Here is a 20,665-nt window from a genome sequence, read left to right as displayed (position 1 = left end):
GGGGAGGGAACAGGGATCAGACGAACAGCGACAGGCCGAGCAGCGGCCAGACGAACCACGCGAACAACAGGACCAGCGCGGCGAGGAGCGGGCCGAGCCGCGCTGCCAGGCGCAACAGGTCGGAGGTCGAGTAGGTGGATGTGCCGGGCACGTCCGCGAACAGCGTCACGGGCTTGGCCGACGACGGCAGGGTGTGGCAGAAGCCTGCGGCGGCCGTCGAGACGAAGGCCGCGGCGAGCGGATCGACACCTGCGCTCGGGGCGAGTGCCACCACGACGGGAACGAGAACGGCGGAACGGGCCGAGCGCGACTGGATGACCAGGTGCGCCGCAGCGGAGATCACGACCACGACGACCACGAACAACGGACCGGCACCCTCTCCGTGCGAGGTGAGCGGGCCGAAGGCCGTCGATGCGAGCCAGTCCGCCGCGCCGCTCGTCGTCAGCGCGGTACCGATCGACAGCGTTGCCGCCATGAACAGCAGCAGAGGCCACGGCACGGTCTTCAGCGCAGGCGCGAGACGCACGGAGCCGTACCGCGGGGAGGTCGCGACGAGCGCACCGAGCAGCGCCACCACCGCCGGGTGGATGCCGTGTACGGGTTCGGTGCACCACAGCACCATCACCACGACCAGCAGAAGGGCGGCGCGGGATTCGGCGACGGAGAGCGGCCCGCAGACCGGGGTGTCGGCCTGCGCGCCGATGTCGGCGGCGGTGACGGTGAGGCGTCCGCGCCGATCGTCGGTGGAGGTGAACAGCAGCAGCACCAGTTCGGCGGCGGCGTGCGACGAGACGATCGCCAGCGGCAGGCCGAGGATCATCCAGGTCGCGAAGTCGAATCCGGTGCCGGTCGCCGTGACGAGGATCTGCGAGGTGATCAGGTGCGCACCGGCGCCGAGCAGCGACGCCACCGCCGACAGCAGGATCACCGTGGGGAAGAGCAACGCGAGTGCCCGCACCAGTCGTGGCCGGTCTGCGAGGACCGTCGCGAGCGCGACGAACACCGGGAGCACCAGTGCGGCGCGACCGGAGGTCGACGGGACCGCGAACGCGGTGACGATCAGCGCGGCCGTCACCAGGTGCACGAGCGCCCGCGGGCTGTGCGCCCCCGTCACCAGGAAGGCCGCGCCGCGCGTCGCCAGACCCGAGGACGCGACACCGGAGGCGATCACGAAAGCGGACAACAGGAGCCACACGACGTCGTCGCCGAGGGTCGCGAACAGTGCATCCGCGTCGATGACCCCGACGACCGTGAGGGCCGCGGCAGCGCCGAGCGCCACATAGGTGTCGTCGATCCTCGTGAACACCCACAGCCAGACGGCCACGACGAACACGATCATGGTGACGGCGGCCGGAGGCGTCAGGTCGGGGTCGGTGCGCGTGAGATACACGAGGAGACCGACGGTGCCGGCGAGTATCCCGACCGCGACGATCCGGCCGGGCGTCGGGGCGGTGTGTCTGCGCGGCGGACGATGCTGTGGCGCAACGGAGCTCGGCGGGACGGTGGCGTGGAAGGTCATCGCAACCGGTACCCCGCTCCGCGGATCGTCTCGACCCGGTCTCCCCCGATCTTGTTGCGCAGTGCGCGCACGTAGACGTCGACGACGTTGGACGCGGGATCGAAGTCGTATCCCCACACGTGCCCGAGGATCTGTTCGCGGGAGAGCACCTGCCCGCGGTGACGCAGGAAGACCTCGAACAGGGCGAACTCGCGGCTGGTGAGATCGGCGCTCTCCCCTGCGATCTCGGCGCGTCGGGCCCGCAGGTCCAGAGCCATGTCGCCGTCGCGGATCACCGCTGCCGGATCGGCAGCCGAACTGCTGTCGCCGATGCGCAACCGGATGCGGGCGAGCAGTTCGGCGAACTGGAACGGTTTGCTCACATAGTCGTTGGCACCGCCCTCGAGCCCCGCGACGGTATCGGTGACGCTGTCTCGCGCGGTCAGCACGATCACGGGGGTCCGCACACCTTCACCGCGCAACCTCTCGAGGACGGTGAAGCCGTCCATGCGGGGCAACCCGATGTCGAGGATCACCAGATCGAAGGCGCCACTGCGAACGAGCATCAGGGCGGTCTCGCCGTCGGTGGCGTCGGTGGTGGTGTATCCCGCTGCGCGCAGCCCCTTCTCGAGGAAGGCGGTGATGCGGGTGTCGTCTTCGGCGATGAGGATTCTGCTCACTGCGATGCGGTCCTTCGAGTCTCGGCTGTACCGGGGGAACCGGCCGTGCCGGTCGTGCCGGTCGTGCCGGTGGTTCCTGCGGGGTCTCGTAGGGGGAGGTCGATGCCGAAGGTCGCGCCGTGCCCGACCGCGCTCTCGACCCAAGCCGAGCCGTGGTGCGCGTCGGCGATGGCGCGGACGATGGCGAGTCCGAGACCCGCCCCGCCTCGTTCGGCGGCGGGTCCGTGCCGGTCACCGGGGACGGTGCGTCCGCGGCGGAAGCGTTCGAAGATGCGTGCCGCGTCGTCCGGAGCGACCCCGGGTCCGGTGTCCCGGACCCAGATCCGGAGGTGCTCGGTGCCGTCGTGCTCGACGAAGACGGATCCGAGCTGGATGACGTCCCCAGGGTGGGTGTGCGTGACGGCATTGGTCACGTACTGCAGCACGGCCTGGGTGACGCGTTGGGCGTCGATGTCGGCCATGCCCTCGGCGATCTCCATGAGCTGCCAGTCGCGGGTGCCGAGCATCTGCGCCTTGGCCTCGACGTCGAGCATGAGGTCGGTGACGTCGACCGGTCGTCGCTGCACGAAGTCGGGGCGCTCGGCCTTGGCGAGGACGAGCAGGTCGGTGACGATCCGCGCCATCCGGTCGAGTTCGTCCTCGACGAGCCGGATCGTCTCCTCGCGCGTCGCGTCGTCGGCGTGACCGAGATCCATGAGTTCGAGGTGCCCGCGGATCACGGTGATCGGTGTCCGCAGTTCGTGGCCGGCGTCGTCGACGAACTGCTGCTGCGTGGTGTAGGCCTGTTCGAGGCGGTCGAGCATCGAGTTGAAGGTCTGTGCCAGTGCGGCGATGTCGTCGCGTCCGTGCACGGGCACCCGACTCGTCAGATCCTTCTCGCCGATGGCGGCGGCCACCTCGCGCACCTGGCGGATCGGGGCGAGGATCTGTCCCGCGACCAGCCAGCCGATGATCGCCGTGAGACCGAGGCCGCCGATCGCGACCAGTCCGATGGTGCGGGCGGTGTCGGCGACCTTCGCGCGCTGCTCGGCGGTGAACACGGCGACGATCAGCGCGCCCCGGTCGTCGCCGGAGGTGACGTCGGCGCGGGCCCAGCGCATCTGTCCACCGTCCACCTCGTGGACGCCCGAGCCGGTGGAGACGTTGAGGATGCGCTCGAACATCACACCGTCCTCGGTGAGGTTCGCCGGCAGGTCGGGCCGGTCCACCGCGATACGGCGGTCGAAGAGCAGCGAACCGTCGACGACGCCGACGATCACCTCGCCCTCCGAGGTGTGCTGACGGTTGAGATAGACCTCGAGCATCCGCTCCACGGAGGTGAACGGGAACGTCGTGGTGGGGTCGACGCCCTCGGCGGCGAATGCCCGGAATTCGTCGATCTCCTGAGTGATGTCGGCATTCGCATCTCGGTCGACGTGGTTGAGGAGCAGCACCCGCGCGGTGACGACGACGGCGACGAGCGCGACGGCCGTGGTCAGCAGGATCCAGCTGAGGATGCGCCACCGGGCAGGGAGAGCGGATCCGCGACCGGGGTGAGGGATGCGGAGGTGACCGGTGCGCTCCGTCCCGGCCGGCTTCCCGGACTCAGTCGTCATCGTCGTCCCAGTCGTCGTCCCCACTGTCGTCGCCGTCGTCGTCCCAGTCGTCGTCCCACTCGACCTGAGGGGTCGGCAGGGGCTGACGCGCGACGTCGGACCAGCCCGGATCGGGAACCGGGGCCGGCACGACGGCAGGCGGGGATGTCTGCGTGCCGGGGACCGACGGTGCGGATGCCGACTCCTGCTCGGGTTCGGGTCGTACCTCGGGCGCCTCGGCCCCGGGGGACGGCGCCGCGGGCTCGGTCGTGGTCGGCACGACGGAGACGGTGACCGATGCATCACCGATCTCGGGGGAGCCCGCCGGTCGTGTCAGGGCCTGGCTCCCCCACGCGACGGCCGCCGGGATCAGCAGCAGCGCTGCGATCACGAGCATGCGTTTCATCACCGGCATGGAGAACAGCATCCTGCACCGGAGTGAATCGATCGTGAAGACCGGATGAGAAGACTTTCATCTTCCCCGGCGCCGGACACGACGATCCGTGTCCGGCGGTCGCGATCAGCGCTCGGGTTTACGCAGCGCAGCCATGAACATGGCGTCGGTGCCGTGGCGGTGCGGCCAGAGCTGGACTCCCGGCCCCTCCCCGACCTGCGGCACGCCGGGGACGAGTTCGCGGGTGTCGAGCTGTTCGACACCGTGGCGGCGCACCGCGTCGGACACGACGGCGACGGTCTCCGAGACGTGCGGTGAACACGTCGAGTAGAGCACCACACCACCGGGACGCAGCAGTCCGATCGCCGATGCGAGCAGTTCCTTCTGCAGCCGCACGAGTTCGGCGACGTCGCCGGGTTGCCGTCGCCACCGCGCCTCGGGACGCCGACGCAACGCGCCGAGACCCGTGCAGGGTGCGTCCACGAGGATCCGGTCGTAGCCCGGTTCGAGTCCGGGCTCGCGCCCGTCGGCGATGTGCACGGTCACCGGCAGGTCGCGGGCGGTCTTGCGGACGAGTTCCGCGCGGTGGTCGACCGGTTCGACCGCGTCGACGGCGAACCCGTCGATCGCGGCGATGGCGCCGAGCAGCGCCGCCTTTCCGCCCGGTCCCGCGCACAGGTCGAGCCAGCGGCCCCGGTCCTCGCCGACGAGGGGTGCGAGGGTGAGGGCACGTGCGACGAGCTGGCTGCCTTCGTCCTGGACTGCGGCCATGCCTTCCCGGACGGGTTCGAGGCGGCCGGGGTCGCCGTGCTCGAGGTGCACCGCATAGGGCGACCACGGTCCGAGCTCACCGCCGGTGACGAGCGCGAGTTCCTCCGCGGTGATAACCCCGGGCCGGGCGACGAGGTGGACGATCGGGCGCGCGTCGTCGGCGGCGAGGACGTCGGCGAGTTCGGAGGCATCCGATCCGAGCGCGTGGGCGAACGCTTGCGCGATCCACAGGGGGTGCGCGTACCGGAAGGCCAGGTGACCCACCGGGTCGCGGTCCGGGTCGGGGGCGAGCAGCGTGATCCACTCCTCCTCCGAACGCTCACCCACACGACGAAGCACCGCGTTGACGAAACCTGCTCGGCCCGATCCGAATTCGGCCCGGACGAGGTCGACGCTCGTGGCGACAGCGGCGTGCGGGGCGACGCGCGTGCGCAGCAACTGGTAGGCACCCAGACGCAGTACGTCGAGCAGCGCGCCGTCGATCTCGTCGACGGGACGGTTCGCGGCGTCGGCGATCACGGCGTCCAGCAGGCCTCGCGCGCGGGCCGCGCCGTAGGTGAGCTCGGTGGCCAGGGCGGCGTCGCGCGCGTCGAGATGCCGCTCCCGGAGCAGCGACGGGAGAACGAGATTGGCGTAGGCGTCCCGTTCGCGCACGGCGCGCAGCACGTCCCGCGCGGCGACGCGTGCGGGGTCGGCGGGAGGCTTCCACGGTCGGGGGGCGTGTTCGGACGCCGGATTGCGGTTCGGCTTCCCACCGCCGCTGCGTCCCCCGCGACCTGCGGGGTTCCGTCCTCCGGCATTGCGCTTGCCCCGCGGGGGCCTGCCGGATTCGCTCATCGCGCACGCACCTTCGGGTCGAGACGGGCGCCGCGCGCCCAGTCCGTGGCTGTCATCGCCTTCTTCCCGGGCGGTTGCACCGTCCCGAGCCGGACGGCAGTGGTAGCGGTACCGACGAGCACGCCGTCCTTGCGGATGTCGAGCTCACCGGGTTCGAGGGTCTCGTCGGTCACCGTCACGGGACCGATCTTCACGCGCAGGTCGCCGATCATCGTCCACGCACCCGGAGCGGGCGTGACGGCGCGAATTCGCCGGTCGACGACGTGTGCGGGGAGTGTCCACTGCACCTGGGCGGCCTCGACGGTGACCTTGGGCGCGTGCGAGACACCGTCGGCCGGCTGCGGTGCGGGCGTGAGGATGCCGTCTTCGAGGCCGTCGAGGGTGGATTCGAGCAGCGTCGCACCGACCTCGGCGAGGCGGCCGAGCAGGTCGCCGGCGGTGTCGGTGGGACGGATCGTCTCGGTGACGACGCCGTAGACCGGACCGGTGTCGAGGCCGGCCTCGAGCCGGAAGGTGCTCGCTCCGGTGATCTCGTCACCGGCAGCGATCGCCGCCTGCACGGGCGCCGCGCCGCGCCAGGCGGGCAGCAGCGAGAAATGGAGGTTCACCCATCCGTGCACAGGGATGTCCAGGACGTCCTGCGGGATCAGGGCGCCGTAGGCCACCACGGGGCAGCAGTCGGGTGCGAGTTCGGTCAGTCGCGCGACGAACTCGGGGTCGCGCGGCGAGCGCGGCGTGAGGACCTCGATTCCGTGTTCGTCGGCGATCTGCCCCACGGCGGATCGCACGACCTTCCGGCCGCGACCGGCGGTGGTGTCGGGGCGGGTGACCACCGCGACGACCTCGTGGCGTGACTCGATGAGGCGGAGCAGCGACGGGACGGCGGGTTCCGGTGTTCCCGCGAAGACCACGCGCATGTCAGAGCACCGCCGAGCAGGAGGTGGGGTGCGCTGCGTGTGGACTGTGCGGGGATGTCACGGATGCTGCTCCAGTTTTCGACGGCGATGACCTCTCACAGTCTAGGGAGTCGACGTCGTGCGACCTGCATCACCGCGCCGGGCGGTCACCTCGCGGAGGCCGGTACCGGAGAGCATGGAGCTCAGGCGTCGGAGCCCGAGTGCCCGCGCTCAGGTGTTGGACTGGAGGATCAGTTCGGGGATACCGGTGCCGAGCGCGACGGTGGTGCACTCCCCGATCGCGTACCGGTCGGGGTCGAGCGCGTGCCGCGCGAGCTGCAGCGAGAAGCGGTCGTAGACCATGTTGAAGTGGCCGGTCAGATCTTGCGGGCACAGCTCCTGGATCACGTGATTGACGGCGCCCTCACCATGGAGTGCGACATTGCCGGCGGGCTGGATGACCTCGTCGACCTCGCTACCGATGGTCGTGTAGCGCACGCCGGGCACGGTGTCGGTGGGTGTGTTGAGTTCGGTGAGCAGTTCCGACCCCTGAAGCTGCTGCACGAGGGCGACGGAGAACTCGCCCTCGACGATGTCGGTCGCTCCGGGCAGCGCGGCGACGGCGGCCCCGATGCCGTAGAAGGTGCCTCCGTAGCTCGGCGACGCGATCCCCACCCACCGGTCGACGACCTCGCCACCCCCGAGTTCGTTGATGTAATAGCGGGCCACCGTGGCTCCCTGTGAGTAGCCGACGACGTCGACCTCCTCCGCACCGGTCGCGTCGAGGACCTCGGTGACGAACTCACCGAACTGTGCTGCGGAGACGCGGATGTCGCCCGTGCCGTAATCCTCGGCACCGTCGGCGAACCCGTAGTTCAGGGCGAATACGCACCAGCCTGACGCGGCGAGCAGCGGCGAGAGAGCAGCGAAGTCGGAGTAGGCGTTGGAATCGGTGCCGTGCGCGAGCACCACCGGATGAGGGCGCTCCTCGGACGGCACGCACGCGAAGTCGTTGCTACCGGCGGGGGCGACATCGGGGTTGTTCTCGGCGTATTCGGCCGCTTCGGCGTGCCCGGTGGCCACCGGTCCCGCCGGGACGGGCACGCTGCTGTACGCCCCTTCCCCGAGACCGAGGATCGGTCCGTCGTCGGACGGGAGCGGCTGCGCCGCCGCTGCGCCCACAGTCAGTGCCGCTGCACCCACAGTCAGCATCGCGACGATACACGCTCCGACGACACCACCGACACTCCGCCCGGCACCCATTCGTCCGCCCTCTCCTCCTGCGCCTCCCCGGCACCTCGGGAAGTAGATCGGTCACAATCACCGGCTCCGTTACTGTGACAAATAATATCCCCGGCAACGCGTGTCGCTGTCGTCCGTATGTACGGCAGCAGCCGGCGGGTCTTGCTCTCGGTCCACGCCGGATCGACACTGGGAACAGCCTCCGTCGACGGACACTCCACCGATCCCGACGGATCCGACGAGACCCGAATCATGGGAATCGCGCACTCCGCCCTCCGCCGCGACCCTCTCCGCATCGAGGTCGCCACCTCGACGAAGACATGGCAGCAGACCCACCGAGTGGCTCTCGCCCACCACGTGTTGTGGATGATGGATTTCCTTCACCATCACCACTGGTCCGAGGACCGTGGGCTCTATCCGCGTGTGGTGCAGTGCAATCCCGACGCGGCACCGCTCGTGGAGAGGATGAACGCCGACCACCGCACCATCGAGCCTGCGATCGCCCCAGTCGAGGAGGCGGCACGCGATCTCCGCGCCGACCGCCCCGGCTCCGGCGAGCACTCGGTGCAGCACTGTCCCGCTTGTCCGAGGTTCTGCTCCCCCATCTCGAACGTGAGGAGCGGGAGATGATGCCACTGGTCTCGACCAGCATCACCGACGCGCAGTGGCGCGCGTGGGACCAGGAGTTCAATATCGAGCCGAAGGGGATGCAACAGCTCGGCAAGGAAGGGAACTGGCTCATCGACGGTCTCGACGACTCCTCGCGCGATCACGTCGTGCACCTCGTGCCGCCCGTACCGCGTTTCGTCCTGCTGCGCATCCTGGACATTCGACATCGCCACGACTTCGCGGCGCTGTGGAAGGGTACGGACGCCGCATCCATTCCGTCGCAACCGATTCCGAAAGCGGCCTAGGCCGGCAGCGGAGATCCGCGCCCCTCCGCGGCCGGGTCAGCCGATACGCGGCGGATCCACCTGAACCCGCAGCGGACCGTCCGCGCGACGCGCCGTGCGGGTGGCCTGGGCGTCGCGCAGGGCGCGACCGAGTGCGCGACCGCGCTCGCGTGCGACCCGCACGATCATCCGGTGCACGTCCTCCGGTTCGGGTCCTTCGGATCCGAACGGCAGTCGTTGCCCCGGCGGGAGCGGCACGGGCCCGAGCACCTCGGCTCCCTCGGGCAGGTGTGTGGCCTCGAGCAGTTCGGCGACCGCCGCGGACGACCCGTCGATCGCGGCCATGTGGACCGCGGGCGGGAAACCGACCTCGGCTCGTTCGGAGACCTCGGACTGGGCGTGTCCCACGGGATCCCAACGCACGAGCGCCTGCACGGTGGGGATCCCGGAATCGGCGACGACCACGACCTGTCCCCCGTCGGCGAACGACCGTACGAGCGCCGATGCGGTGAGCCAGCGGCGCATCGTCTCCTCGGTGGCGCGCAGATCGGCACGGCCGAGCAGGGCCCACCCGTCCAGGAGCAGCGCCGCCCCGTAACCGCCCTCGGCGACGGGTTCGGCGCCCACGGTGGAGACGACGAGCGACGCCGAACCGGGCACGGTGTGCTTGACGTCGTTGCCGCCGGAGGTCACGACCGGCACGCCCGGAAAGGCGCGGCCCAGTTCTTCGGCGGTGCGGGCCGCCCCGACCACCACGGCCCGCAACGAGCGCGCGCCGCACGCGTGGCAGCGGTGACGCGCATCGGCGACACCGCACCAGCGGCATGCCGGGATCGCGGCACCGTCGGGACCGGCCGCCGTGGGCAGTGCGAGCGGGCCGTTGCAGTGCCGGCAGCGGGCGGGTGCCCGGCACTTTCCGCACGCGAGCGCGGGCACGTATCCGCGCCGCGGTACCTGCACGAGCACCGGGCGGTCGACCGCGAGAGCGGATCGGGCGGCGGCGAACGCGATGGCAGGCAGTCGCGCGGCACGCGCGGCCGGATCCCGTGCGAGTGCGTGGTCGCTGTCGGCGAGGGCCGTGACCTTCGGCGCGCACGCCCGTACGACGTCGCGGGGTGCCACGAGATCGTGTGCCCAGCCGGCCTCGACGAGCGTCTGGGTCTCCGCGGTGCGGGCGTGCCCGGCGATCACGATGGCGGCACCGACCGCGTGGGCGCGCAGAGCAGCCACTTCGCGGGCGTGCGGATACGGGGACCGTGGTTCGCAGTGCAGGTCGTCGCCGTCGTCCCACACCACGAGGAGCCCGAGATCGGGGGTCGGGGCGAAGACGGCGGCCCGGGTCCCGACGACGATGCGCGCGGATCCGCGCAGCGCCGCAAGCCAGCGTCGATACCGTTCGGCCGGTCCGAGGCCGGCGGCGAGGCCGACGACGTGATCGGCCCCGGCGACGTCTGCACACGCCTTCACGAGACGGTCGAGGTCACGCTGGTCGGGAACGACGAGCACGGCCGCCTTCCCCGAGGCGAGGGTCAGTGCGGCGAGTTCGGCGAGCCGTCGGGGCCAATCCTCACCGGGCAGCGCCTGCCAGGACGCGCGCGGGGCGCGGCCGCCGCCGAGCGCTTCGAGGAAGTTCTCGCCGTGCCGGTACCGGCCCCACGCGGCAGGATCGATCTCCGGAACAGGCGGAGGTTCCGGTGGGCGCGACGCCTCGGCTTCGACACGTGCGTGTCGCGGAGGTACCGCCAGACGCAGCACGTCGGCCCGGGTCCCGGCATAGCGGGTCGCGACTTCCTCTGCCAGAGCAGCGATCTCGGGCGTGAGGACCTGCTCGGACGAGACGACGCGGTCGAGTCGGCCGAGCTTGCCGGTGTGATCGCTCGTCGCGGCGCGTGCGAGCAGGAAACCGTCGACGAGACGTCCGGCGAAGCGGACGCGGACGCGGACGCCCGGACGGGCGTCCGCGTCCAGGTCGCGCGGGATCAGGTAGTCGAACTCCCGGTCGAGGTGCGGAACCGGTAGCAGCGGGAGAACCCGCGCAACCGGATCGACCTCGGCGGCGTCGAAATCAGCAGCCACCCGGGCCCGATCGGAATCTACAGACCGGCGGCCGCGCGCAGCTTGTCGGCGCGGTCGGTGTTCTCCCACGGCAGGTCGATGTCGGTACGGCCGAAGTGGCCGTACGCAGCGGTCTGCGCGTAGATCGGGCGCAGCAGGTCGAGGTCACGGATGATCGCTCCCGGGCGCAGGTCGAAGACCTCGCCGATGGCCTGCTGGATGCGGGCCGGGTCGGTCTTCTCGGTGCCGAAGGTCTCGACGAACAGACCCACCGGAGCAGCCTTGCCGATCGCGTAGGCGACCTGCACCTCGATGCGGTCGGCGAGACCGGCGGCGACGGCGGTCTTGGCGACCCAGCGCATCGCGTAGGCGGCCGAACGGTCGACCTTCGACGGATCCTTGCCGGAGAACGCGCCACCACCGTGGCGGGCCATGCCGCCGTAGGTGTCGACGATGATCTTGCGGCCGGTGAGGCCGGCGTCGCCCATCGGGCCGCCGAGGACGAACGATCCGGACGGGTTGACCAGCAGACGCACATCGGCCGTGTCGAGATCGGCCAGGTTCGGGTCGGCGAGTACCGCGTCGACGACGTGGGTGCGCAGATCCGGCGTGAGCAGGTTGTTCAGATCGATGTCGGCGGCGTGCTGCGTCGAGATGACGATCGTGTCGAGACGGACGGGCTTGTCGTCGGCGTACTCGATGGTGACCTGGGTCTTGCCGTCGGGACGCAGGTACGGCAGAACCCCCGACTTGCGGACCTCGGTGAGCCGGCGCGACAGGCGATGTGCGAGGGAGATCGGCAGCGGCATGAGTTCGGGCGTATCGGAGCAGGCGTAGCCGAACATCAGGCCTTGGTCGCCGGCGCCCTGGCGGGCGACCTCGTCGTCGGTGAGCACACCGCTGCGCGCCTCGTGCGAGACGTCGACGCCGCCGGCGATCTCGGGCGACTGCGCGCCGATCGCGATGTTGACACCGCAGGAGTTGCCGTCGAAGCCCTTCGACGACGAGTCGTAGCCGATCTCGAGCACCCGATCGCGGACGATCTTGGGGATGTCGGCGTATGCCGAGGTGGTGACCTCACCGACCACGTGCACCTGGCCCGTGGTGACGAGGGTTTCCACCGCTACCCGGGCACGAGGATCCTCGGTGAGGAGCGCGTCGAGAACCGAGTCGCTGATCGCGTCACAGATCTTGTCCGGATGCCCTTCGGTCACGGACTCACTGGTGAAAAGACGACCGCCGGTCTTGCTCACGAAACTCCCTCTCGACTGTGCGCCAGGCGCTGGACGGACAAACCGTATGGAGCATGCGCTCCCCGATCGGGTCGGCAGGACCCGATCGCAGTGCCGACGCTACTGCTCCGCAGGCGTCGGCGCGAGTATTGAAATCACCCGATTCTGCTGCGTTCCGCCAGCAGAGGTCCCAGCGCGTCGAGCACGCGGCTGGCCATGAGGGCCTTCGACCCGTGGGCGAGGGCGGTTTCCGAACCGTCCGCGGACAGCAACCAGCCGTTGTTGTCGTCGACCTCGAAGGCCTTACCTTCGCCGACGGCATTGACGACGAGAAGATCGCATCCCTTGCGGGCGAGCTTCTCGCGGGCGTAGGTGAGCACGTCTCCGTGTTCGTCGCCGGTCTCCGCTGCGAACCCGACGATGACCGTCTCGGCGGACAGACCGCCTTCGGCACGCGCTCGGACGAGACCGGCGAGGATGTCGTCGTTCTTCGTCAGCGCGATGGAATCGGGTTCGCCCTCGCCTTTCTTGATCTTGCTGGTCGCGAAGGTGAAGGGCCGGAAATCGGCAACGGCCGCGGACATGATGACCGCGTCGGCACCCGAGGCGTGCTTGGCGACGGCGTCCTGCATCTGAGCGGCCGTCTGGACGCGCACGACGTCGACCGCGGCCGGGTCGTCGAGACCCGAGACGCTGCCGGCGACGAGCGTGACGTCGGCGCCGCGCTGAGCGGCGAGACGGGCGAGCGCGTAGCCCTGCTTGCCGGACGACCGGTTGCCGAGGAAGCGCACCGGGTCGAGGGGCTCACGGGTACCGCCGGCGGACACGACGATGCGGCGACCGGCGAGGTCGCGGGGCAGCGCGTCGGCCCGCTCGAGCAGCAGCGAGGCCAGATTGAAGATCTCGTCGGGTTCGGGCATGCGCCCGGCACCGGTGTCCTTGCCCGTCAGCCGACCCGAGGCCGGTTCGACGACCACGGCACCGCGGCGACGCAGCGTCGCGACGTTGTCGACGGTCGCGGGATGCTCCCACATCTCGGTGTGCATCGCGGGCACGAACATCACGGGGCACCGCGCGGTGAGCAGGGTGGCCGTGAGGAGGTCGTCGGCGCGACCCGCGACCGCCCGCGCCATGAGGTCGGCGGTGGCCGGAGCGACGACGACGAGGTCGGCCTCCTGGCCGAGCCGGACGTGCTGCACCTGCGGCACCTCGGCGAACACACCGGTCTGCACGGGATTGCCGGAGAGCGCCTCGAAGGTGGCGCGCCCGACGAATTCGAGGGCGGACTCCGTCGGGACGACCCGCACGTGGTGTCCGCTCTCGGTGAAGGCCCGGATCAGTGCGCAGGACTTGTAGGCGGCGATGCCACCGGCGACACCGACGACGATGCGGCGGCGCTGCACGGATCCGGCCTCGCCGCTCGAAGCGGGGTTGCTCACTCGCCTTCGGTGTGCTCGAGCAGATCCGAGTGGATCTCGCGCAGGGCGATCGACAGCGGCTTCTCCTGCAGACCCGGCTCCACGAGGGGGCCGACGTACTCGAGGATGCCGTCGCCGAGTTGGTTGTAGTAGTCGTTGATCTGGCGTGCCCGCTTGGCGGCGTAGATCACCAGCGCGTACTTCGAGGAGGCGCGCTCGAGCAGCTCGTCGATAGGCGGGTTGGTGATACCCGTGGGGGTGTCGTAGACCGGAAGGGTGTTGCCCTCGAGGTCGGTCGCGGCTGCCTGGATGCTGCTCACTCGGTGTTCTCCTGAGAGGTCGCGGGATGGGAGGGCGCCGGAACCGGCAGCCGGATGCGCTCGAGGCGCGGACGGATCAGTCGGCTCCGGGTCCAACCAACAAGGATACCAATTCATCGCAGGCCCGGTCGACATCGTCGTTGACGATCACGACGTCGAACTCGTCCTGCGCGGCCAGTTCGCTGCGGGCGGTATCGAGCCTGCGAGCGACGACCTCGTCGGTTTCGGTGCCTCGGCCGGTGAGGCGCTCGACGAGCACCTCCCAACTGGGCGGGGCGAGAAAGACGAGGACCGCGTCCTGCATCGCCGCACGGACGGCCCGCGCTCCCGCGAGGTCGACCTCCACGAGCACCGGATGCCCCTCGGCGAGTGCGTCGAGCACCGGTTTGGCCGGAGTACCCGATCGCTGCAGGCCGCCATGGATGTCGGCCCATTCGAGCAGTTCACCGGCTTCGATCATCCGGTCGAACTCGGCGCGGCCGACGAAGTGGTAGTCCACCCCGTCCACCTCACCCGGTCGCGGGTCCCGGGTGGTGGCCGAGACACTGAAGTGCAGATCCGGGATCCGGCTCCGCAGAAGGCGTACGACGGTCGACTTACCCACCGCGGAGGGTCCGGCCAGTACCACCAGCCGGCCCCTCCGCGTTGCGGGTGCGCTGTCCGTCACGGGTCGTGCGTCAGCTACCACGTGCTCAGGCGTCGAAATCGAACCTGGCGAGCAGGGCCTTGCGCTGACGGTCGCCGAGGCCGCGCAGACGGCGGGTCGGGGCGATCTCCAGCTCGGTCATGATTTCCTGCGCCTTGACCTTGCCGACCTTCGGCAGGGCCTCGAGCAGCGCCGACACCTTCATCTTGCCGAGGATCTCGTCGTTCTCGGCGTCCTTGAGCACCTGCTTGAGGTCGGTGCCGCCGCGCTTGAGGCGCTCCTTGAGCTCAGCCCGGGCACGACGGGCAGCAGCCGCCTTCTCCAGAGCAGCGGCGCGCTGCTCATCGGTCAGCTGGGGAAGGGCCACGGTTCCTCCGTCTCATCGTTGGCTTTCGAGTCTTCACCGCTGTAACCAGCGGCGATAGCGACCGTACTCACGACCACCGACGAATGCGAACCCACCCCCCGGCGATCCGCTCGAAAATCCGTGCGGTAGTGCACGCCGTTCCCGCAGTGGATCCCACACCCCCCGATCGGCGTCCAGGCATCGCCACGAACTGCCCCAACAGAGAAAAACCCCAGGTCACCGGTAATCTGCTGCGACGGAGGGGGACGCATCGGGTCGGGCGGCTCCCCTACTCACCGGCCCACTGTTCCGGCGCCTCGGCGGGCCGAGAAATTTTTTTCCCATTCCGCGTGTCGCGCCACTCCGAGCGCAGGTCAGAGTGCATACGAGCGGTATGTACGACTCGTGCCCGGACCGCGCGTGGCGATCCGGGCACGAGAGTCGAACGTCTCAGTCCGTCAGGAAGGCGAAGCCGTCCAGCGTGCGGGTGACGGCGGCCCGCAGGTCGGCGACGGACGGGCCGGCCCGCAGCACGTCGCGTGAGACGTTGGGCACGACCGCGCGCAGGTGGTCGCCTGCGAGTCGTCGCACGTCGTCGGCGGTGCCGCCCTGGGCCCCCACTCCGGGCATCAGGATAGGCCCGTGAAGGTCGGACAGGTCCGGCGCCTCGGTAAGGGTCGCACCGACCACCACACCCACGGAGCCGAGCCCTGCGGCCCCGTCCGTGCGGGCAGCGCTGTTGCGATCAGCGCACTCGTCCACCACGGCCTGCGCGACGGTGCGCCCGTCGTCGAGCCGCGCGCGCTGGAACTGGGCACCCTCGGGATTGGAGGTCGCCGCGAGCACGAACACCCCGCGGCCCATTCCGGCGGCCAGATCGAGCGCCGGAGCGAGCGAACCGAACCCCAGGTACGGGGAGACGGTCACCGCGTCCGAGCACAGCGGAGAGCCGTCCGACAGCCAGGTGCGCGCATAGGCGTCCATCGTGGAGCCGATGTCGCCGCGCTTGGCGTCCGCGAGGACGAGCACCCCCGCATCCCCCAGGTCGGCGATGGTGCGTTCGAGCACCGCGAGACCGGCGGAGCCGTAGGCCTCGAAGAACGCCACCTGCGGCTTGACGACCGCGACGGTGTCGCCGAAGGCCTCGACGCACAGTTCGCTGAACCGGGCCAGGCCGCCGACGTCGTCGCCGAGCCCCCACGCGGTGAGGAGCCCCGGGTGCGGGTCGATGCCCACGCACAGCGGCCCGCGGCGCCCGAGAGCGTCCGCGAGTCGCTGCCCGAAGGGTGTCACGCCTGTTCGGCGGGTACGCCGCGCAGCCGCGCGTGCATCCGCTGGATCGAGCTGACTCCGATCTCACCGCGCAGTGCCGCCTCGATACCCTGCACGGCCGCGGAGGCACCCTGCACCGTGGTGACGCACGGGATGTTCGCGGCGACCGCCGCACTGCGGATCTCGTAGCCGTCCACACGCGGACCGGCGTTGCCCCAGGGGGTGTTGATGACCATGTCCACGTCTCCGGCGCGGATGCGGTCGACGACGTCGAGTGCGCCTTCCGGCTTGTCCTCGCCGGAGACCTTGTGGACCTGCTCGCAGGGAACACCGTTGCGGCGCAGCACTTCTGCCGTTCCCACGGTAGCCATGATGTGGAAGCCCAGGTCGGCGAGGTGCTTGACCGGGAAGATCATCGACCGCTTGTCCTTGTTCGCGAGCGAGACGAAGACCGTGCCCGAGGTCGGCAGGGAGCCGTAGGCGGCGGTCTGGCTCTTCGCGAACGCGGTTCCGAAGTCGTCGTCGAGGCCCATGACCTCACCGGTGGACTTCATCTCCGGGCTGAGCAGGGTGTCGATGCCCGTGCCGTCGGCACGCCGGAACCGGTTGAAGGGCAGCACCGCTTCCTTCACCGCGACCGGTGCGTCGAGCGGGATGTCGCTGCCGTCGCCCTCGGCCGGGAGGATGCCCGCGGCACGCAGCTCGGAGATGGACTCGCCGAGCATCACCCGGGCGCAGGCCTTGGCGAGCTGCACCGCGGTGGCCTTGGAGACGAACGGCACCGTGCGGGAGGCCCGGGGGTTCGCCTCGAGGACGTAGAGGATGTCGTCCTTGAGCGCGTACTGGACGTTGAGCAGGCCCTTGACGCCGATGCCCTTCGCGAGCGCGGCCGTCGAGCGGCGGACGTTCTCGATGTCGGCGCGGCCCAGAGTGATCGGCGGCAGCGCACAGGCCGAGTCGCCGGAGTGGATGCCGGCCTCCTCGATGTGCTCCATGATTCCGCCGATGTACACGTCGGTGCCGTCGCACAGCGCGTCGACATCGATCTCGACGGCGTCGTCGAGGAAGCGGTCGACGAGCACGGGGCGGTCGTCGGAGATCTCGGTGGCGTTGGAGATGTAGGTCTCGAGCGCCTTCTCGTCGTAGACGATCTCCATGCCGCGACCACCGAGCACGTAGGACGGGCGCACCAGCACCGGGTATCCGATGCCGGCGGCGATCTCGCGCGCACCCTCGAAGGTGGTGGCCGTGCCGTACTTCGCGGCCGGCAGGTCGGCCTCGTCGAGCACGCGACCGAACTCGCCGCGGTCCTCCGCGAGGTCGATGGCCTCGGGCGAGGTACCGACGATCGGCACCCCGGCGGCCTTCAGTCGACGCGCCAGGCCGAGCGGGGTCTGGCCGCCCAGCTGGACGATGACGCCGGCGACGGTGCCGGACTCGCACTCGGCGCGGTAGACCTCGAGGACGTCCTCGAAGGTCAGCGGCTCGAAGTACAGGCGATCGGCGGTGTCGTAGTCGGTCGAGACCGTCTCGGGGTTGCAGTTGACCATCACGGTCTCGTAACCGGCCTCCGACAGCGTCAGCGCGGCGTGGACGCACGAGTAGTCGAACTCGATGCCCTGGCCGATGCGGTTCGGGCCGGAACCGAGGATGAGCACCTTGGGCTTGTCGCGCTGCTCGACGACCTCGGTCTCGGCCGCGGGGTCGAGCTCGTAGGTCGAGTAGTGGTACGGCGTCTTCGCCTCGAACTCGGCCGCGCAGGTGTCCACGGTCTTGTAGACCGGGTGGACGCCCAGCTCCTGACGGAGGGCACGGACATCGTCCTCGGAGGCGAACTGTGCCGGGCGCAGCGCCGCGATCTGCCGGTCGGAGAAACCGTGGTGCTTCGCATAGCGCAGCTCGGTGGCACCGAACTGCTCGGCCGTGCGGACGTCCTCGCCCAGCTCGACGATGTACGCGAACTGCTCGAGGAACCACGGGTCGATCTTCGTGGCGTCGAAGAGCTGCTCGACGGTCGCACCGAGCTCGAGCGCCCGGGCGATCCGGTAGAACCGGCCGTCCGTGGGAGTGCGGATCTCTTCGAGGATCTCCTCGAGGGTGCCCTCGACCTCGGGGCCGGTCCAGAAACCGGCGGACTTGGTCTCGAGCGAGCGCAGCACCTTGCCGAAGGCCTCGGTGAAGTTGCGGCCGATCGACATGGCCTCACCGACCGACTTCATGGTGGTGGTGAGAGTGCCGTCGGCACCGGGGAACTTCTCGAACGCGAACCGCGGGGCCTTGACCACGACGTAGTCGAGGCTCGGTTCGAAGCAGGCCGGCGTTTCCTTGGTGATGTCGTTGACGATCTCGTCGAGGGTGTAGCCGATGGCGAGCTTGGCGGCCATCTTCGCGATCGGGTAGCCGGTGGCCTTCGACGCGAGCGCCGACGACCGCGACACGCGCGGGTTCATCTCGATGACGACGAGCCGGCCGTCGCGCGGATCCATCGCGAACTGGATGTTGCAGCCGCCGGTGTCGACACCGACCTCGCGCAGGATGGCGATCGAGAGGTCGCGCATCTTCTGGTACTCGCGGTCGGTGAGCGTCATCGCGGGGGCGACGGTCACCGAGTCGCCGGTGTGCACACCGACCGGGTCGACGTTCTCGATCGAGCAGACGATGACGACGTTGTCGGCACCGTCGCGCATGAGTTCGAGCTCGTATTCCTTCCAGCCGAGGATGGATTCCTCGATGAGCACGTTCGCGGTGGGCGAGGCCGCGAGACCACCGCCGGCGATGCGCTCGAGGTCGGCGTCGTCGTAGGCCATGCCGGAGCCGAGGCCGCCCATGGTGAAGGACGGTCGCACCACGACGGGGAAGCCGAGTTCGGCGACGGTCGCACGGACCTCGTCCATCGTGTAGCAGACGGCCGAGCGAGCGGATTCGCCGCCGCACTTGGTGACGATGTCCTTGAACTTCTGCCGGTCCTCGCCGCGCTGGATGGCGTCGAAGTCGGCGCCGATGAGTTCGACGCCGTACTTGTCGAGGATGCCGCGCTCGGACAGCGCGACGGCGGTGTTGAGGGCGGTCTGGCCGCCGAGGGTCGCGAGCACCGCGTCGATCGGGGTGCCGTTGGCCTGCTCGGTCGCGATGACCTTCTCGACGTAGTCGGCGGTGATCGGCTCGATGTAGGTCGCATCGGCGAACTCGGGGTCGGTCATGATCGTGGCCGGGTTCGAGTTCACGAGGGAGACCCGCAGGCCCTCCTCGCGGAGCACCCGGCACGCCTGGGTGCCCGAGTAGTCGAACTCGCAGGCCTGCCCGATGACGATCGGGCCGGACCCGATGACCAGGACGTGGGAGAGATCGGTACGGCGTGGCATTTAGTTCTTCTCTCCCTCGAGCAGGCGGGTGAAACGATCGAACAGGTCGACGGCGTCGTGGGGACCGGCCGCCGCCTCGGGGTGGTACTGCACGGAGAACGCCGAACCGTCGAGCAGTCGGACGCCCTCGACGACACCGTCGTTGGCGCAGGTGTGGGTGACCTTCGCGCGCCCGAACGGGGTGTCGAACTCCTGGCCTGCCTCACCTTCGAGCGCGAAGCCGTGGTTCTGGGAGGTGATCGCGATCTGCCCGGTCTCGTGGTCGATGACCGGGATGTTCAGGCCGCGGTGGCCGAACTTCATCTTGTAGGTGTTCAGGCCGAGCGCGCGACCGAGGATCTGGTTGCCGAAGCAGATACCGAACAACGGCAGCCCTTGGCCGAGGATCTCCTTCGTCAGGTGCACCACGTCGCCGACCGCCGCGGGATCACCGGGACCGTTGGACAGGAACACGCCGTCGGCCTTCAGGTCGAGGATGTCGTGCAGGGTCGTGGTGGCGGGGAGCACGTGCACGCGGATCCCGCGCGCAGCCAGCAGTCGCGGGGTGTTGCTCTTGATCCCCAGGTCGAGGGCCGCGACGTCGAAGCGCGCCTCACCCTCGGGTTCGACGACGTAGCCGCTGGTGGTCGTGACCTCACGTGCGAGATTCGCGCCGAGCATCGGAGGCTGCGCCTTGACGCGGTCGAGGAGGGCGTCGATGTCGAGGTCGTCGCCGTTCCAGGCGAGTGCGTCGCCCGAGAAGATTCCCGCGCGCATCGAGCCGAGGGTGCGCAGGTGCCGTACCAGCGCGCGGGTGTCGATGCCCGCGATCCCGACGACCTTCTGCCGTTCGAGTTCGTCCTGCAGGGTACCGGTGGCGCGCCAACTCGAGGTGGTGCGCGACGGGTCGCGCACCACGTAGCCGGCCACCCAGATCTTCGAGTCGGCCGCGTTGCCGTCGGGGCCGACCGATTCGTTGTCCTCGTCGTTCCAGCCGGTGTTGCCGATCTGCGGTGCCGTGGCCACCACGATCTGGCGGTGGTAGCTCGGGTCGGTAAGGGTTTCCTGGTAGCCGGTCATTGCCGTAGTGAACACGGCCTCGCCGAGCGTCTGGCCGACCGCGCCGAAAGTGGTGCCGCGGAAGGCACGTCCGTCCTCGAGGACCAGCACCGCGGTGCCGCCGCCGAATGTTCTGCCGCTCATGCGTTGTCTCCGTTCTTATCGACCGCACCAGAGCCGGCCGCGCGGGC

At 69.8% G+C, this 20,665-nt stretch carries 18 protein-coding genes; 2 read left to right on the top strand and 16 right to left on the bottom strand.

Annotation, left to right across the window (positions count from 1 at the left end):
- Positions 1-16: 16 nt before the first annotated feature.
- The 7 genes from K3M35_RS02395 to K3M35_RS02365 all read right to left on the bottom strand — a co-directional run bounded on the left by K3M35_RS02395 (position 17) and on the right by K3M35_RS02365 (position 7,913).
- Positions 17-1,519, bottom strand: coding sequence for an SLC13 family permease (locus K3M35_RS02395; protein ID WP_220665928.1), 1,503 nt, complete (start codon positions 1,517-1,519; stop codon positions 17-19).
- Positions 1,516-2,178, bottom strand: coding sequence for a response regulator transcription factor (locus tag K3M35_RS02390; RefSeq protein ID WP_220665927.1), 663 nt, complete (start codon positions 2,176-2,178; stop codon positions 1,516-1,518). Before K3M35_RS02390 ends, K3M35_RS02395 begins: the two co-directional genes overlap by 4 nt.
- On the bottom strand, positions 2,175-3,773 hold the full coding sequence (locus K3M35_RS02385) for a cell wall metabolism sensor histidine kinase WalK (RefSeq protein ID WP_220665926.1): 1,599 nt from the start codon (positions 3,771-3,773) through the stop codon (positions 2,175-2,177). The genes K3M35_RS02390 and K3M35_RS02385 overlap by 4 nt, the downstream gene beginning before the upstream one ends.
- The gene (locus tag K3M35_RS02380) at positions 3,763-4,167 is read right to left on the bottom strand and encodes a hypothetical protein (protein WP_259443465.1); all 405 of its coding nucleotides are present in this window, start codon (positions 4,165-4,167) and stop codon (positions 3,763-3,765) included. The genes K3M35_RS02385 and K3M35_RS02380 overlap by 11 nt, the downstream gene beginning before the upstream one ends.
- Before the next feature lie 105 nt (positions 4,168-4,272).
- The gene (locus tag K3M35_RS02375; RefSeq protein ID WP_006551458.1) at positions 4,273-5,754 is read right to left on the bottom strand and encodes an RsmB/NOP family class I SAM-dependent RNA methyltransferase; all 1,482 of its coding nucleotides are present in this window, start codon (positions 5,752-5,754) and stop codon (positions 4,273-4,275) included.
- On the bottom strand, positions 5,751-6,671 hold the full coding sequence (gene fmt / locus K3M35_RS02370; RefSeq protein WP_024100791.1) for a methionyl-tRNA formyltransferase: 921 nt from the start codon (positions 6,669-6,671) through the stop codon (positions 5,751-5,753). Before fmt ends, K3M35_RS02375 begins: the two co-directional genes overlap by 4 nt.
- A 210-nt stretch (positions 6,672-6,881) precedes the next feature.
- Positions 6,882-7,913 (bottom strand): triacylglycerol lipase, encoded by a 1,032-nt coding sequence (locus K3M35_RS02365; RefSeq protein WP_220665924.1) that lies wholly within the window; start codon positions 7,911-7,913, stop codon positions 6,882-6,884.
- Positions 7,914-8,030: 117 nt separating this feature from the next.
- Between K3M35_RS02365 and K3M35_RS25980 the strand changes: the two genes are divergently transcribed.
- The gene (locus K3M35_RS25980; RefSeq protein ID WP_259443464.1) at positions 8,031-8,522 is read left to right on the top strand and encodes a hemerythrin domain-containing protein; all 492 of its coding nucleotides are present in this window, start codon (positions 8,031-8,033) and stop codon (positions 8,520-8,522) included.
- Positions 8,519-8,806, top strand: coding sequence for a hypothetical protein (locus tag K3M35_RS25975; protein ID WP_259443463.1), 288 nt, complete (start codon positions 8,519-8,521; stop codon positions 8,804-8,806). The genes K3M35_RS25980 and K3M35_RS25975 overlap by 4 nt, the downstream gene beginning before the upstream one ends.
- A 36-nt stretch (positions 8,807-8,842) precedes the next feature.
- On the opposite strand, the gene K3M35_RS02355 is transcribed toward K3M35_RS25975, so the two are convergent.
- The 9 genes from K3M35_RS02355 to carA all read right to left on the bottom strand — a co-directional run bounded on the left by K3M35_RS02355 (position 8,843) and on the right by carA (position 20,618).
- Complete coding sequence (locus K3M35_RS02355) at positions 8,843-10,861, bottom strand: primosomal protein N' (protein WP_220665923.1); 2,019 nt, start codon at positions 10,859-10,861, stop codon at positions 8,843-8,845.
- A 17-nt stretch (positions 10,862-10,878) separates the two neighbouring features.
- Positions 10,879-12,093 (bottom strand): methionine adenosyltransferase, encoded by a 1,215-nt coding sequence (gene metK, locus K3M35_RS02350; protein WP_064060292.1) that lies wholly within the window; start codon positions 12,091-12,093, stop codon positions 10,879-10,881.
- A gap of 134 nt (positions 12,094-12,227) precedes the next feature.
- On the bottom strand, positions 12,228-13,511 hold the full coding sequence (gene coaBC, locus K3M35_RS02345; protein WP_041803329.1) for a bifunctional phosphopantothenoylcysteine decarboxylase/phosphopantothenate--cysteine ligase CoaBC: 1,284 nt from the start codon (positions 13,509-13,511) through the stop codon (positions 12,228-12,230).
- A complete protein-coding gene (gene rpoZ, locus K3M35_RS02340) occupies positions 13,508-13,810 on the bottom strand; it encodes a DNA-directed RNA polymerase subunit omega (RefSeq protein ID WP_006551452.1) in 303 nt (100 codons plus the stop codon). The genes coaBC and rpoZ overlap by 4 nt, the downstream gene beginning before the upstream one ends.
- A 76-nt stretch (positions 13,811-13,886) precedes the next feature.
- Positions 13,887-14,438 carry a guanylate kinase gene (gene gmk, locus K3M35_RS02335; protein ID WP_041803328.1) on the bottom strand — a complete coding sequence of 184 codons (552 nt, stop codon included), beginning with the start codon at positions 14,436-14,438 and terminating at the stop codon, positions 13,887-13,889.
- A 64-nt stretch (positions 14,439-14,502) separates the two neighbouring features.
- Complete coding sequence (gene mihF / locus K3M35_RS02330; RefSeq protein ID WP_006551450.1) at positions 14,503-14,823, bottom strand: integration host factor, actinobacterial type; 321 nt, start codon at positions 14,821-14,823, stop codon at positions 14,503-14,505.
- Positions 14,824-15,252: 429 nt separating this feature from the next.
- Positions 15,253-16,095: an orotidine-5'-phosphate decarboxylase gene (gene pyrF / locus K3M35_RS02325; protein WP_220665922.1), complete on the bottom strand. Its 843-nt coding sequence runs from the start codon at positions 16,093-16,095 to the stop codon at positions 15,253-15,255.
- A complete protein-coding gene (carB, locus tag K3M35_RS02320) occupies positions 16,092-19,436 on the bottom strand; it encodes a carbamoyl-phosphate synthase large subunit (RefSeq protein WP_220665921.1) in 3,345 nt (1,114 codons plus the stop codon). Before carB ends, pyrF begins: the two co-directional genes overlap by 4 nt.
- Entirely contained in the window at positions 19,437-20,618 is a 1,182-nt protein-coding gene (gene carA / locus K3M35_RS02315; protein WP_064852084.1) for a glutamine-hydrolyzing carbamoyl-phosphate synthase small subunit, read from the bottom strand.
- Positions 20,619-20,665: the final 47 nt, after the last annotated feature.

The organism is Rhodococcus sp. DMU2021 (assembly GCF_019641445.1).
Lineage (GTDB): Bacteria > Actinomycetota > Actinomycetes > Mycobacteriales > Mycobacteriaceae > Rhodococcus > Rhodococcus pyridinivorans.
This window is presented reverse-complemented; position numbering and strand designations above follow the sequence as displayed.